The organism is Nocardioides sp. SR21 (assembly GCF_022761125.1).
Classification (GTDB): Bacteria; Actinomycetota; Actinomycetes; order Propionibacteriales; family Nocardioidaceae; genus Nocardioides.
On sequence record NZ_JAKWJR010000001.1, the window covers coordinates 12,792 to 26,185 of the forward strand.

Genomic DNA, 13,394 nt, shown 5'->3' on the forward strand with positions numbered 1-13,394 from the left:
CGTTTCAGCCTCCTCCCAGAGCGGGAGGAGGTTGACGTGCTTCCGAACGACAACCGCTTCCACAGCGACCCGGAGGGCCTCGTCGGCGACGCCTCCGGGCTCCCCGCGGGCTGGTCCGTCGGCGTCCCCGACCCCGCGGACCGCTTCGACGTCGCTCGGCTGGCGCACCTGCTCCGCAACCACGAGCGGCACGGCCGCGGCTGGGCGGGCGCCTCGGTCGACGACGTGCTCGTCGAGGTCTCCGAGCACGGCCTGCGGATGCGCGAGAACGTCGTGATCCGTGACGCGGACGGCGAGATCCACGCCTGGGGGAGCGTCCACGACCGCTCGGCCGGCCGGATGCTGTTCGTGCACATCGTGGAGCGCGACCTGCCCGACGACGTCGCGGACCGCTGCTCCGACGTACTCCTCGCGTGGGCGGAGGCCCAGGCCCGCTCGGTCGGCGCCGCCCGCGGCCTGACGGCCCAGCAGATCGACACCGGCACGTTCCAGGGCGACGAGCGCCAGGCGAGGTGGCTGGAGGGTGCCGGCTTCGCCAAGGTCCGGACCTGGTGGCAGATGAGCCGCCCGGTCTCACCGGACGAGGACGAGCTCGTCGAGACCCCCGACCACTGGGAGTCCGGCGGCGTGGTGTTCCGGCTGGTACGCCGCACCGGCGACGGGATGCCCGACGAGGACGACCTGCGCGAGATCCACGACGTGCTCGAGAGCGCGTTCACCGACCACTTCAACTCCAGCGAGGAGACCTTCGAGGAGTTCCTGCACCGGCTGCGCGAGGACCCGGGGCACCGCTGGGACCACTGGTGGCTGGCCGAGCTCGTCGACGGTGACTCCCCGCAGCCGGTCGGTGCGTTGATCGGCAGCGTCTCCGAGAGCAGCACCGGCCCCGACGGGTCGTACGTCGCCTACCTCGGCGTGCTCGAGGCCGCCCGCGGCCGTGGGGTCGCCAAGGGCCTCCTGCGCACGATCATCGCCGACGCAGCGGCCCGCGGTCGCGACCGCGTCGGCCTCGAGGTCGACGCCGACTCGCCGACCGGCGCCGCCGGCCTCTACACGTCGATGGGCTGGGAGACGAAGTACGTCACCGAGTCCTGGCACCGCGACGTCCCGGTCAGCTGACGTTCTGGGGTAGTCCCTGACGTTTCCGGGGTTTGGGAACGTTCCCAGACCCCGGAACCGTCAGGGAGTATCAGCCAGGGCCATCTCCGCCAGAGCCGCCCGCAGCGCCTGGTGCACCCCGTTCGGCGTCAGCACCCCCACGAACCGGGCACCCTGCTTCACTCCCACCAGGCCGCGGTCCTCGCGCAGCAGTACGGCGAGCGCGTCGCCGAGCGTCGTGTCGACGTCGATGACCGCGTCGAGGTCGCCGGTGCGGACGCCGTCCAGCGGCTCGACGTGCTCGGGATCGAGCGGGATCACCGCCAGGCGCCGCAGCCCGCTGGTCGAGCCCACGAAGTCCGCGACGAAGTCGTCGGCCGGGCGGCCGAGCAGGCGCGCGGGGGTGTCGTACTGCGCCAGCCGGCCGCCGGTCGCGAACACCGCGACCCGGTCGCCGAGGCGCACCGCCTCGTCGATGTCGTGGGTGACGAACACGACCGTCACACCGAGCTCGTCGTGCAGCCGCAGGAACTCGTCCTGCAGCCGCAGGCGCACGATCGGGTCGACGGCGCCGAACGGCTCGTCCATCAGCAGCACCGGCGGGTTCGCCGCGAGCGCGCGGGCCACGCCGACCCGCTGCTGCTGTCCGCCCGAGAGCTGGTGCGGGTACCGGTCGGCGTACGTCGCCGGGTCGAGGCCGACGAGCTCGAGCAGCTCGCTGGCCCGCTCCCGCGCCTTGGCCTTCGACTCGCCGTACAGCAGCGGAACGGTCATGACGTTCTGGATGATCTTCTGGTGGGGGAAGAGCCCCACCTGCTGGATCACGTAGCCGATCCCGCGGCGCAGCTGGACCGGGTCCTGCCGGGTCACGTCCTGGCCGTCGATCTCGATGCTGCCCGTGGTCGGCTCGATCAGCCGGTTGATCATCTTCAGCGTCGTCGACTTGCCGCAGCCCGAGGGGCCGACCAGGCAGACGAGCTCGCCGCGCCTCACCTCGAGATCCAGCTGCTGCACCGCGACGGTGCCGTCGTCGTACGTCTTACCGACGCCGCTCAGCCGGATCATGGTGGCGGAACCGGTACCGTCCATGCGGTGACCCTACTAGCGGCATCGGCGGCCGCGGCCGAGCCGAGCTGCTACAGCAGGCTCACGAACGAGTGGTTCTGCGGGCAGTACGTCCGCGACTACCAGCAGGAGATCACCGACGCGACGATCCAGCACCTCGGCATCACGATCGCCGCGGTCGTCCTCGGCGTCCTGATCGCGTTCCCGCTGGCCCTCATCGCGCGCCGGCTCCCGCGCCTCGAGACCGGCATCCTCGGCACCGCCACGGCGATCTACACGATCCCGTCGCTGGCGCTGCTGCCCCTGATGGTGCCGTTCACCGGCATCAGCGCGACGACGGTCGTGATCGCGTTGGCGCTGTACGCGCTGACGGTCCTGGTGCGCAGCATGCTCGAGGGGCTGCGCTCGGTGCCGTCCGGTGTGCGTGAGTCCGCGCGCGGGATGGGGTACGGCGCGACGCGGCTGCTGTTCCTCGTCGAGCTCCCGCTCGCGCTGCCGGTGATCATGGCCGGCCTCCGCGTCGCCACCGTGTCGACGGTCGCGCTGACCACCGTCGGCTCGCTCGTGTCGTACGGCGGCCTCGGCAACCTGATCAAGGACGGCGTGACGTCGAACTTCCGCGCCGAGCTGATGACCGCGTCGATCCTGTGCGTGCTGATCGCGGTGCTGTTCGACGTGCTGATCGTCTTCGCCCAGTGGCTGCTGACGCCGTGGACCCGGGGGGTGCGGGCGTGATCGTCATCTCCGACACCTGGGACTACCTGACCGACCCGGCGAACTGGACGGGCGACGACGGGATGCTGCACCTGCTGGTGCAGCAGCTGCTGCTGAGCTTCACGGCGCTGGTGGTGGCGGCGCTGATCGGGCTGCCGATCGCCTTGTGGCTCGGCCACCTGGGCCGCGGGAACCTGCTCGCCATCAACGTCTCGAACGTCGGCCGCGCCGTCCCCACGTTCGCGCTGCTGGCGTTCCTCGTCACCGCCGACTGGCCCGGTACGGCGGAGTTCGGGCCGTACGGCCGCGCCGGGCTGGCCACGATCATCGCGCTCACGCTGTTCGCGCTGCCGCCGATCATCACGAACGCCAACGTCGGCATCCGCGAGGTCTCGCCGGCCGTGCGGCAGGCCGCGGACGGCATGGGCATGAGCGGCTGGCAGAAGTTCGCGCGCGTCGAGCTGCCGCTGGCGGCGTCGCTGATCCTGCTCGGGCTCCGGCTCGCTGTCGTGCAGGTCTGGGCGACCGCGACCATCGCCGCGCTGGTCGCCGGGCCGGGCCTCGGCAACGTGATCACGGAGGGCTTCTACCGCACCAACTACGGGCAGGGCATCGCCGGCGCGGTCGTCGTCGCCGTGGTCGCGCTGGTGCTCGAGGTGCTCGCCGCGCTGGCCCAGCGGGTGCTGGACCCGAACCCGCGCGCTCCGAGAACGAAACGCCGTCGGGGAATGTCGGCGGTCCCACCTATGGTTACCGAGGCGGCCGAGCCACCTCGGCCGTGAGCAGGATCCGGACACGCGCGGCACCGTTCGCGGGACACAGAAGGTGATGCAATGCAGGTACGACGTTCCCTCGCCGCGGTACTAGCCGTCGGCTCCCTCTTCCTCGCCACCGCCTGTGCCGGTGACGACCTGTCCGACGGCGAGGCGGCCGACGACGACAGCTCGACCCCGGCCGCCACGACCGACAAGGGCGCGGTCCGCATCGCCAGCCAGAGCTGGCCCGAGGCGGCCCTGGTCGCCGCGATGTACGACGAGCTCCTGACCGACGCGGGCTACGACACCGACCTCAAGCTGGTCGACACCCGGGACGTCTACATGGCGACGTTCCCCGACAGCGTGGACGTGATCCCCGAGTACGTCGGCGGCATCGTCAACTTCCTCAACGCCCAGGCCAACGGTGCCAAGGCCGAGCCGTTCGTCGCCGGCGACGGCCAGGAGCTCGCCGACCAGGGCAAGTCCCTGCTCGACGACGCCGGGATGACGCTGCTCGACCAGTCCACCGCGACCGACACGAACGCGTTCTTCGTGACGCAGGAGTACTCCGAGTCCGAGGGCGTCACCACGCTCTCCGACCTCGAGGGGAAGTCCGTCGTGCTGGCGGCCGCCCCCGACTGCGAGGGCCGCCTCGACTGCTCGACCGGTCTGACCGAGGACTACGGCATCGACATCACGAAGATCCTGCCGCTCGGCTTCGCCACCGACCAGACCTACCAGTCGGTGCTCGACGGTGAGGCCCAGCTCGGCCTGACCAGCACCACCGACGGCACCCTCGAGGGCCAGGGTCTGGTGCTCCTGGAGGACGACAAGCAGATCCAGCCGGCGCAGAACCTCGTCCCGGCGCTCAGCACCGAGTTCCTCGACGCCAACCCGGACATCGCGGACACGCTCAACGCGCTGATGGCGGCGCTGACCACCGAGAAGCTCACTGAGCTCAACGGCCAGGTGTCGATCGACCGGGCCAAGCCCGAGGACGTCGCGCACCAGTTCCTCGTCGACGAGGGCCTCGTCGAGGAGTAGCTAGACGCGCACCTCGAAGTCCCGCAGCACGAGGGCCGCGGGGTCGACGGTCGCCGGGTCCAGACCCGGCACGTCGATCCGCGGCCCTTGCGCTGTCCGGACCTGGGGCACCGGCCCCCCGAGCGCGGCGACGTACTCCATCACCCGGACGGCGTCGACGCGGCGGCCGGTCTCGACCAGCCAACCGGTCAGGCGGTGCACCGGCGGCAGGCCGGAGTGCACCAGCGACCGGGTGCCCCAGAACTCGCGGACGCCGGCCACCAGCAGGTCCCACCACTCGTCGGAGCAGCCGGGGATCTCGGCGAAGTAGCGGTGCAGGTCGCCGGCCAGCACCTTGTCGTGGAACACCCTGCTGGTCTTCTTGGAGCCGAAGTCCTCCACGGTCTGCAGCGACATCCGCTTGGTCGTCCAGCGGTCGCGCAGGTCGTCGAGTGACGAGCGCTGCTGGGTGATCGACGAGCCGTCGTACCGGATCCGCCAGTGGTAGACGACCTCCGGCGCGACACCGAAGCGGCGCGCGCGGACGTACGCCGCGGTCGTGGTCGGCTGGTCCTCGTAGCGGATGCCCTCGGGCCAGGCCAGCTCCGCGCCGTCCCAGAACGCGCGGCGGAACAGCTTGTTCCACGCGAACACGTCGCCCAGGATCTCCGGGTGCTGCTCGACCGGGAGCGCCACGCGCTCGCGGTGCAGCCGGCGCATCCACGGCAGCTCGGTGAGCACGCCGTCGTCCAGCCGGGCGACCGAGCCGGTGACGAAGTCCGCCCCGGACCGGGTGAGCTGGCGGAGCAGCACGGCGTACGCATCGGGAGGCACGACGTCGTCGGAGTCGGCGAAGGCCAGCAGGTCACCGGTGGCGTGCCGCTGCCCCTCGTTGCGGGCGGCGCCGAGGCCGCGGTTCTCGGTGTGCACCGCCAGGACCCGTGGATCGCGAGCGGCGTACTCGTCCGCGATCGCCCCGGACCCGTCGGTCGAGCCGTCGTCGACGACCACGACCTGCAGGTTCTCGTGGGTCTGGGCGAGCACGCTGTCGAGCGCGGCGGGCAGGTAGGCCTCGACCTCGTAGACGGGGACGACCACGCTGACCAGCGGCGAGCGCCGCCCGAACCTCATGGCCGCACCGTACCGACCGTTAGGCTCCCTCCTCGTGACCGACTACCCGCGCACGGTGCTGTTCGTGGCCGGTGCCGGCCGCAGCGGCACCAGCACGATGGCCGGCCTCATGCAGATCCTGGGGCTGCACGTCCCGCAGCCCGAGGTGGTCGCGGACGAGACCAACCCGAAGGGCTTCGGCGAGCCGCAGTGGGTCGTCGAGAACCACGACCGGCTGCTGCGCGAGGCCGTCGTCCAGGTGAGCGACGCGCGGCCGGACGCCTGGGTCGAGACCGACCGGCTCTCGGGCCACGAGCACGAGCAGGCCCGTGCGGCGCAGTGGCTCGAGGGCCACTTCGCGGCCGGGTCCGAGCTGGTCGTCAAGGACCCGCGGCTGAGCTGGTTCCTCACGCTCTGGCGCGTCGCCGCGGCCCGCACGGGTGCCCGCCCGGTGTTCGCGACCATGCTGCGCCCGCCGGCCGAGGTGGTTGGCAGCCGCCAGACCTACTACCAGAGCCGGCTCGGCTCGGCGCACCTCGCGGCGTCCTGGCTGAACGTGCTGCTGCACACCGAGCTGGCCACGCGCGGCAGCGACCGCGCGTTCGTCCGGTACGGCGACCTGCTCAGCGACTGGAAGAGCGTGGTGATGCCGGTCGGCGAGCAGCTCGGCCTCGCGCACGTGCAGCACGCGAGCCCCGCCGCGATCGCGGAGGGCGACCGGTTCGTCGACCCCGACCTGCGCCGGATGACCCAGACGCTCGACGACCTGGGCCTGCCGCCGCGGCTGCACGAGCTGACCGCCCAGACCTGGGCCGAGCTGAACAGGCTGGCCGAGCCGGGCGGCGACACCGCGGAGGTGCACGAGGCGCTCGACCAGCTCCGCGCTGGCTACGTCGACCTGTACGCCGAGTCCGAGGCGATCACCCGGTCGTCCGTGGTGGCCGCGGAGCAGTGCGCGCGCCGTACCCCCGGGAAGCCGGCGGCGCCCGCGCCCTCAGGTGCGGACCGGATCCCCCACGGCGTCCGCGCCCTGGTGCCCGCTCCGCTGCGTCGGGGTGTGCGGAAGGTGCTGCGCCGCCCGCGCTGAGCCGCCCAACCCATGTAACGCGGGGTTATGCCCTCTGGTATCCCCGTAAAAAGGGGGTCACCAGAGGGCATAACCCCGCGTTACAAGCAGCGGGGTCGGAGCGGCGGCGGCCCCGTTCCTGAGTGTCGGGAAGGTCACGTCGGCGCCGGGTTACCCCGGACTGGACCGGCGCGTACATTCGAACCGGTTGGGGTAGAAACTCCCCGACAGAAGCCACGACGAGCACACCGTCCGGTACCCGAACCGGCCCCGCCCCGCAGCTCAGGGAGGGGTGGTCGGAGGGACTGGAACGAAAGGTTCGACACCCATGACGCACCGCATCGGCGTCGTCGGCGCAGGCCGCGTCGGCGCCGTCCTGGCCGCCGCCCTGCAGGCCGCCGGCCACACCGTGGTCGCCGCCGCCGGCGAGTCCGACGCCTCGCGCTCGCGCATCGCCGACCTGCTCCCCGGGGTCCGGCACGCGAAGCCCTCCGACGTCGCGCGCTCCGCCGACCTGCTGCTGCTGACCGTGCCCGACGACATGCTCGAGAACGTCGTCACGGTGCTCAGCGACAGCGGCGCGATCCGCCCGGGGCAGTACGTCGTGCACACGTCCGGCCGCCACGGGCTGGCCGTCCTCGAGCCGGCCCGGCGCGTCGGCGCGCGGGTGGTCGCGATGCACCCCGCGATGACGTTCACCGGCACCGCTCTCGACCTCGACCGGCTGACCGGCTGCGTGTTCGGCCTGACCGCGGGCGACGACGAGAAGGCGTTCGCCGAGGGCCTGGTCGCCGACCTCGGCGGCAGCCCGATGTGGGTCCCCGAGCAGATGCGCACGCTCTACCACTCCGGGCTCGCGCACGGCGCGAACCACCTGGTCACGCTGGTGACGCAGGCGATGGAGCTGCTCGCCGCGGCCGGCGCCGACGACCCGGCCGGCACCCTGCGCCCGCTGCTCACCGCGGCCCTCGACAACGCCCTCGAGCACGGCGACGCCGCGCTCACCGGCCCGATCGTGCGCGGCGACGTCAACACGGTCCGCGCCCACCTGGCCGACATCACCGCGAACGCGCCGCACACGATGCCGTCGTACGTCGCCCTCGCCCGCGACACCCTCGACCGCGTGGTGACCGACGGCCGCGTGCTGCCGATCCGCGCCAACGCGATCCGCCGCGTCATCGACGACGCCGAGCGGACCGCCGTCCTCCAGGCCGCGCGGCGCCGATGACCTCCAGCCCCGCCCTCGCCCACACGCGCGAGGAGCTCGCCGCGCTGCTCGCGGACCGGTCCGGACCCGTCGGGTTCGTGCCGACCATGGGCGCGCTCCACGAGGGTCACGCCAGCCTGGTGCGGGTGGCCCGCGAGCGTGTCGGCAGCGGTCCCGTGGTCGTGTCGATCTTCGTGAACCCGCTCCAGTTCGGGCCGAACGAGGACCTCGACCGCTACCCGCGCACCCTCGACGCCGACCTCGAGCTGTGCGCCGCCGAGGGTGTCGACATCGTGTTCGCCCCCAGCGTCGACGAGGTCTACCCCGGTGGCGAGCCGCAGGTGATGGTGCGCCCCGGCCCGCTCGCGCGGGTGCTCGAGGGCAAGACCCGCCCCGGCCACTTCCGCGGCGTGCTGACCGTGGTCGCGAAGCTGTTCGGGCTGGTGCGCCCCGACGTCGCGGTGTTCGGGCAGAAGGACTACCAGCAGCTCGCGCTGATCCGGCGGATGGTGCTCGACCTCAACATGCAGGTCGAGGTCGTCGGCGCCGAGACCGTCCGCGAGCCCGACGGCCTCGCGCTGTCGAGCCGCAACCGCTACCTCGACGCCGAGCAGCGCGACAACGCGGTCGCGCTCAGCCGCGCCCTGCGGGCGGCCCAGGAGGTCGCCCACTACGGCCCGGACGTCGCCCTCGATGCCGCCCGCGCCGAGCTGCGCGCCGCGCAGGGCGTGGACCTCGACTACCTGGTGATCACCGATCCGTTCCTCGGCCGGCTGCCGGACGCCGTACCGGCCGGGACCGAGGCGCGGGCCCTGATCGCCGCTCGGGTCGGGACCACCCGGCTCATCGACAACGTGCCACTCGTGCTCGGACGACTGGAGGACCGCTGATGCTCCGCACGATGATGAAGAGCAAGATCCACCGCGCGACGGTGACCCAGGCCGACCTTCACTACGTCGGGTCCGTGACCGTCGACGAGGACCTCCTCGACGCCGCCGACCTGCTGGCCGGCGAGCTGGTGCACATCGTCGACATCACCAACGGCGCCCGGCTCGAGACGTACACGATCGCGGGCCCGCGCGGCTCCGGCGTGATCGGCATCAACGGCGCCGCGGCCCGCCTGGTGCACCCCGGCGACCTGGTGATCCTCATCGCCTACGCGCAGATGGAGACCGCGGAGGCCAAGGCGTTCCAGCCGCACGTGGTGTTCGTCGACGCGGACAACAAGATCATGGCGACCGGCTTCGACCCGGCGGAGGCCGTCGCCGGCTCCGGACTGGTGCGCGGCGACCAGCTGGCTGCTGGGTCTCGACACGCCGGTCGCGACCTCGTGCCTCAGTCGCGCGGCTCGCTCGACCACCAACATCCGATCCGCTGACGCGTCTCGGATAGCCTGCGCCAATGTCCACTCCGGTACGCCGCGTCCCCGGGCGCCTGATCGCGCCGGAGCCCGGCTGGACCACGGCCGCCGACGTCGTCGTGGTCGGATCCGGCATCGCCGGCCTGACCGCCGCGCTGCGCCTGCGCGGCCAGGTCGAGAAGATCCTCGTCGTCACCAAGGACGTGCTCGCGGCCGGGTCGACGCAGTGGGCGCAGGGCGGCATCGCCGCCGCGCTCGGCCCGGGCGACACTCCCGAGGAGCACGAGCAGGACACGCTCGTGGCCGGCGCCGGTGCGTGCGACCGCGAGGCGGTCCGGGTGCTCGTCAACGAGGGGCCGGACGCCGTGCGCGAGCTGATCGCGCTGGGCACGAACTTCGACCACGACCCGGACGGCGAGCTCTCGCTGACCCGCGAGGGCGGCCACCACCGCGACCGGATCGCGCACGCGGGCGGCGACGCCACCGGCGCCGAGATCCAGCGGGCGCTGATCGCCGCGATCGAGCAGGCGCCCGAGATCGAGGTCGTCCAGCACGCGCTCGCCGTCGACCTGCTGCTCGCCGAGGACGGCGGCGTCGCCGGGCTCACCCTGCACGTGATGGGCGAGGGCCAGCGCGACGGCGTCGGCGCGGTGCACTGCCGCGCGGTGGTGCTCGCCAGCGGCGGGCTCGGCCAGGTGTTCTCCCAGACGACCAACCCCGCGGTCTCGACCGGCGACGGGATGGCGGTCGCGCTGCGCGCGGGCGCCGTACTCCGGGACCTGGAGTTCGTGCAGTTCCACCCGACCGTGATGTACCTCGGCCCCGACTCGCACGGCCAGCAGCCGCTGATCTCCGAGGCGGTGCGTGGCGAGGGCGCGTTCCTCGTCGACTTCGAGGGCAACCGCTTCATGCAGGGCGAGCACGAGCTCGCCGACCTGGCCCCGCGCGACGTGGTCGCGAAGGCGATCATGCGCCGGATGATCGAGACCGGGCAGCAGCACATGTGGCTCGACGCCCGTCACCTGGGCCGCGAGTTCTGGGAGCGGCGCTTCCCGACGATCCTCGCGACCGCGCGCAGCCACGGCGTCGACCCGGTCACCGACCTGATCCCGGTCGCGCCCGCGTGCCACTACGCCTCCGGCGGGGTCCGCACCGACCTGTGGGGGCGCAGCAACGTCCCGGGCCTGTACGCCACCGGTGAGGTCGCCTGCTCGGGCGTCCACGGCGCCAACCGGCTCGCCTCGAACTCGCTGCTCGAGGGCCTGGTGTTCTCCCGGCGGATCGCGGACGTGCTGCCCGGCGAGCTGCGCCCGCTGCTCCCGCCGGCGCCGGACACCCGCACGCCGGGCCTGGTGCCCGGCGGACTGCGCCGCGAGCTCGAGGAGATCATGACCACCCGGGTCGGCGTGCTCCGCAACGCCACCGGCCTCGCCGACGCCACCGGCCTCCTCGACAAGCTCGCCGGCGTGACCGCGGAGGTCGTCGACCAGGAGTCGTGGGAGACCACGAACCTGCTCACGATCAGCACCGCGCTCGCCGACGCCGCGACCCTGCGCGAGGAGACCCGTGGCTCGCACTGGCGCGAGGACTTCCCCGAGCGCGACGACGTCCGCTTCTCGGGCCACTTCGACGTCGTCATGGACGACGGCACCACCACCCTGGAGCTCAGTTCATGACGCCGTACGACGACGAGCTGGCCGCGGCCGGCCTCGACCCCGCCGCGGTGCTCGCGCAGGTGCGTGCGGCGCTCGCCGAGGACCTGCCCGGCGGCGACGTCACGTCCCTGGCCACCATCGCGGCGGACGCGCAGGGGAGCGGGGTGTTCGCCGCCCGGGAGGCCGGTGTGGTGGCCGGTCTCGGCGTCGCCGCGCTGGTGTTCCACGAGGTCATGGGCGACACGGTGCAGGTCACCGACCGGGTCGCCGACGGCACTCGCGTTCGGCCCGGCGACGTGGTGATGCGCGTGTCCGGCCCGATCCGCGGGCTGCTCACCGCCGAGCGCACCGCGCTCAACTACGCCAGCCACCTCTCCGGCGTCGCGACCGCGACCTCCCACTGGGTGGAGGCGCTCGCCGGCACGAGCGCGAAGGTCCTCGACACCCGCAAGACGCTGCCGACCTACCGCGCGCTGCAGAAGTACGCCGTCCGCTGCGGCGGCGGGGTCAACCACCGCTTCAGCCTCAGCGACATGGCCATGGTCAAGGACAACCACGTGGTCGCTGCCGGTGGTGTGGTCCCGGCGTTCCACGCGGTCCGGGCCGCGTACCCCGACCTGCGCGTCGAGGTCGAGGTCACCGACCTCGACCAGCTGCGCGAGCTGCTCGACGTCGGCTGCACCGAGATCCTGCTCGACAACATGGACTCCCCGACGATGGCCGAGGCCGTGCGCATCACGGCCGGCCGCGCCACGCTCGAGGCGTCGGGCGGGCTCACGCTCGAGCGCGCCCGCGAGGTCGCCGAGACCGGCGTCGACTTCATCTCGGTCGGCGCGCTCACCCACTCCGTCAAGGTCTTCGACCTCGGCCTGGACCTGTCCGAAGGGTGACGATGGCGCTCCTCGCCGCCGACATCGGCAACAGCCACACGCAGCTCGGCCTGCTGTCGGGCGGGGAGGTCACCGCGGACTGGCGCGTCGAGACGAACGAGCGGCGTACGTCCGACGAGTGGGCGGTGCTGCTGCGCGGGCTGCTTGGCGCGGCGGTCGAGGACGTCGACGGCATCGCGGTGTGCTCGACGGTCCCGGCGGTCCTCCACGAGTGGCGCGACATGCTCGCGCGGCACTTCGGCGACGTGCCGGCGGTCGTGGTCGAGCCCGGCGTACGCACCGGCATCCCGGTGCTGATGGACAACCCGCGCGAGGTCGGCACCGACCGGATCATCAACGCGCTCGCCGCCGTGCACGAGTACGGCGGCCCGGCGATCGTGGTCGACTTCGGTGGCACCGCGACGACCTTCGACGTGGTCAGCGCGCAGGGGCAGTACGTCGGCGGCGCTATCGCCCCCGGAATCGAGATCTCGCTCGAAGCGCTCGGGCGTCGCGGCGCCCAGCTGCGCAAGGTCGAATTGCTGCGGCCGCGTTCGGTGATTGCGAAGAACACCGTCGAGGCGCTGCAGTCGGGAATGGTTTTCGGCGTCGCCGCCTCGGTCGAGGGAATTGTCGCCCGGATGGTCGAGGAGCTCGGCGCCGAGCCCGGCGACGTGCGGGTGATCGCCACCGGCTACCTGGCGCCTCTGGTGTTCGGCGAGTGCCGCGCTTTCACCGATCACGCGCCATGGTTGACGTTGCGCGGCCTGGAGCTCGTATTCGCGCGAAATCGCTAAACGGCACTGTGGTGTCCGTTTCATTTGGAGCGATCTCGCTATTCGCGTGGCATGATGTCCGCGGTTTTCAATTCAATTCGTCGAATTACAAGTGAGGTCCTGCAAATGGCCCAGAAGGTCAACATCGTTCTCGTCGACGACCTCGACGGCAGCGAGGCGACCGAGACCGTCACCTTCGGTCTCGACGGAACGACGTACGAGATCGACCTGAACGACAAGAACGCCGCCGCCCTGCGCGACGCGCTGGCCGGGTACGTCGGCCACGCCCGCAAGGTGGGCCGGGCGCCGAGCCGTGGCCGCAAGACCGCGGTCGCCTCCGGTGACGGCGCCAGCGCCAAGGAGATCCGCGACTGGGCGCGCGAGAACGGCTACGACGTCCCGGAGCGCGGCCGCGTCTCCGCCGACGTGCGTGAGGCCTACGCGAAGGCACATTGATCACGCCCCCGCGAGTGAGCCTGCGAGCTCGCGGCTCAGGGCGGGAGGACGAGTGAGGGCGGTGACCACCTGGTCACCGCCCTTCTTGCCTCACCGGATCTCGGTACGGCCGGTCGCGACCTCCTACGTCGGCCGCGCGGCCTACTCGATCTGGTCGAGCCCACGCGCCGGGTTCGTTCCTCACCCGGCGCTGCTCGCCTCATGTTCGCTCTCAGCGGACCGGTCTGGGCTGATTCGGGG

14 protein-coding genes are annotated in these 13,394 nt (G+C 72.2%); 12 read left to right on the forward strand and 2 right to left on the reverse strand.

Features of this window, described 5'->3' with window-relative positions; all coding sequences use genetic code 11:
• The first annotated feature begins 36 nt into the window (after window positions 1–36).
• Window positions 37–1,119: a GNAT family N-acetyltransferase gene (locus tag MJ604_RS24105; protein ID WP_243056239.1), complete on the forward strand. Its 1,083-nt coding sequence runs from the start codon at window positions 37–39 to the stop codon at window positions 1,117–1,119.
• Between the two features lie 60 nt (window positions 1,120–1,179).
• Here MJ604_RS24105 and MJ604_RS00085 read toward each other — a convergent pair whose 3' ends face one another.
• Window positions 1,180–2,187, reverse strand: coding sequence for an ABC transporter ATP-binding protein (locus MJ604_RS00085; RefSeq protein ID WP_374458327.1), 1,008 nt, complete (start codon window positions 2,185–2,187; stop codon window positions 1,180–1,182).
• A gap of 3 nt (window positions 2,188–2,190) precedes the next feature.
• On the opposite strand from MJ604_RS00085, the gene MJ604_RS00090 reads away from it, so the two are divergent.
• From MJ604_RS00090 to MJ604_RS00100, 3 genes are read left to right on the forward strand one after another with little or no spacing between them, the layout of a single operon-like run.
• Complete coding sequence (locus MJ604_RS00090; RefSeq protein WP_243056240.1) at window positions 2,191–2,898, forward strand: ABC transporter permease; 708 nt, start codon at window positions 2,191–2,193, stop codon at window positions 2,896–2,898.
• Window positions 2,895–3,659, forward strand: a complete 765-nt coding sequence (locus tag MJ604_RS00095; RefSeq protein WP_243056241.1) for an ABC transporter permease — start codon at window positions 2,895–2,897, stop codon at window positions 3,657–3,659. The genes MJ604_RS00090 and MJ604_RS00095 overlap by 4 nt, the downstream gene beginning before the upstream one ends.
• Window positions 3,660–3,710: 51 nt before the next feature.
• Window positions 3,711–4,676, forward strand: a complete 966-nt coding sequence (locus MJ604_RS00100) for an ABC transporter substrate-binding protein (protein WP_243056242.1) — start codon at window positions 3,711–3,713, stop codon at window positions 4,674–4,676.
• Here the strand turns inward: MJ604_RS00100 and MJ604_RS00105 are convergent, their stop codons facing one another.
• On the reverse strand, window positions 4,677–5,786 hold the full coding sequence (locus tag MJ604_RS00105) for a glycosyltransferase family 2 protein (RefSeq protein ID WP_243056243.1): 1,110 nt from the start codon (window positions 5,784–5,786) through the stop codon (window positions 4,677–4,679). It lies immediately after the preceding gene.
• A 34-nt stretch (window positions 5,787–5,820) separates the two neighbouring features.
• Between MJ604_RS00105 and MJ604_RS00110 the strand changes: the two genes are divergently transcribed.
• The 8 genes from MJ604_RS00110 (at window position 5,821) to MJ604_RS00145 (ending at window position 13,154) form a co-directional block, all read left to right on the forward strand.
• Window positions 5,821–6,852 (forward strand): sulfotransferase family protein, encoded by a 1,032-nt coding sequence (locus tag MJ604_RS00110; protein WP_243056244.1) that lies wholly within the window; start codon window positions 5,821–5,823, stop codon window positions 6,850–6,852.
• 307 nt (window positions 6,853–7,159) lie between these two features.
• Window positions 7,160–8,059, forward strand: coding sequence for a Rossmann-like and DUF2520 domain-containing protein (locus tag MJ604_RS00115; RefSeq protein WP_243056245.1), 900 nt, complete (start codon window positions 7,160–7,162; stop codon window positions 8,057–8,059).
• Complete coding sequence (gene panC / locus MJ604_RS00120) at window positions 8,056–8,928, forward strand: pantoate--beta-alanine ligase (protein ID WP_243056246.1); 873 nt, start codon at window positions 8,056–8,058, stop codon at window positions 8,926–8,928. Before MJ604_RS00115 ends, panC begins: the two co-directional genes overlap by 4 nt.
• A complete protein-coding gene (panD, locus tag MJ604_RS00125; protein WP_308194099.1) occupies window positions 8,928–9,416 on the forward strand; it encodes an aspartate 1-decarboxylase in 489 nt (162 codons plus the stop codon). Before panC ends, panD begins: the two co-directional genes overlap by 1 nt.
• Window positions 9,417–9,439: 23 nt before the next feature.
• Window positions 9,440–11,074, forward strand: a complete 1,635-nt coding sequence (locus tag MJ604_RS00130) for an L-aspartate oxidase (RefSeq protein ID WP_243056247.1) — start codon at window positions 9,440–9,442, stop codon at window positions 11,072–11,074.
• Window positions 11,071–11,943 (forward strand): carboxylating nicotinate-nucleotide diphosphorylase, encoded by an 873-nt coding sequence (gene nadC, locus MJ604_RS00135; protein ID WP_243056248.1) that lies wholly within the window; start codon window positions 11,071–11,073, stop codon window positions 11,941–11,943. The genes MJ604_RS00130 and nadC overlap by 4 nt, the downstream gene beginning before the upstream one ends.
• A gap of 2 nt (window positions 11,944–11,945) precedes the next feature.
• Window positions 11,946–12,719, forward strand: coding sequence for a type III pantothenate kinase (locus MJ604_RS00140; protein WP_243056249.1), 774 nt, complete (start codon window positions 11,946–11,948; stop codon window positions 12,717–12,719).
• A 105-nt stretch (window positions 12,720–12,824) separates the two neighbouring features.
• On the forward strand, window positions 12,825–13,154 hold the full coding sequence (locus tag MJ604_RS00145) for an Lsr2 family protein (RefSeq protein WP_243056250.1): 330 nt from the start codon (window positions 12,825–12,827) through the stop codon (window positions 13,152–13,154).
• The last annotated feature ends 240 nt before the right edge of the window (window positions 13,155–13,394 follow it).

Bases quoted from the DNA above. Each gene is read 5' to 3' on its own strand.
- MJ604_RS00085 (WP_374458327.1), bottom strand. From the start codon at position 2,187: ATGGACGGTACCGGTTCCGCCACCATGATCCGGCTGAGCGGCGTCGGT.
- MJ604_RS00100 (WP_243056242.1), top strand. From the start codon at position 3,711: ATGCAGGTACGACGTTCCCTCGCCGCGGTACTAGCCGTCGGCTCCCTC.
- MJ604_RS00105 (WP_243056243.1), bottom strand. From the start codon at position 5,786: ATGAGGTTCGGGCGGCGCTCGCCGCTGGTCAGCGTGGTCGTCCCCGTC.
- MJ604_RS00115 (WP_243056245.1), top strand. From the start codon at position 7,160: ATGACGCACCGCATCGGCGTCGTCGGCGCAGGCCGCGTCGGCGCCGTC.
- panC (WP_243056246.1), top strand. From the start codon at position 8,056: ATGACCTCCAGCCCCGCCCTCGCCCACACGCGCGAGGAGCTCGCCGCG.
- panD (WP_308194099.1), top strand. From the start codon at position 8,928: ATGCTCCGCACGATGATGAAGAGCAAGATCCACCGCGCGACGGTGACC.
- MJ604_RS00130 (WP_243056247.1), top strand. From the start codon at position 9,440: ATGTCCACTCCGGTACGCCGCGTCCCCGGGCGCCTGATCGCGCCGGAG.
- nadC (WP_243056248.1), top strand. From the start codon at position 11,071: ATGACGCCGTACGACGACGAGCTGGCCGCGGCCGGCCTCGACCCCGCC.
- MJ604_RS00140 (WP_243056249.1), top strand. From the start codon at position 11,946: ATGGCGCTCCTCGCCGCCGACATCGGCAACAGCCACACGCAGCTCGGC.
- MJ604_RS00145 (WP_243056250.1), top strand. From the start codon at position 12,825: ATGGCCCAGAAGGTCAACATCGTTCTCGTCGACGACCTCGACGGCAGC.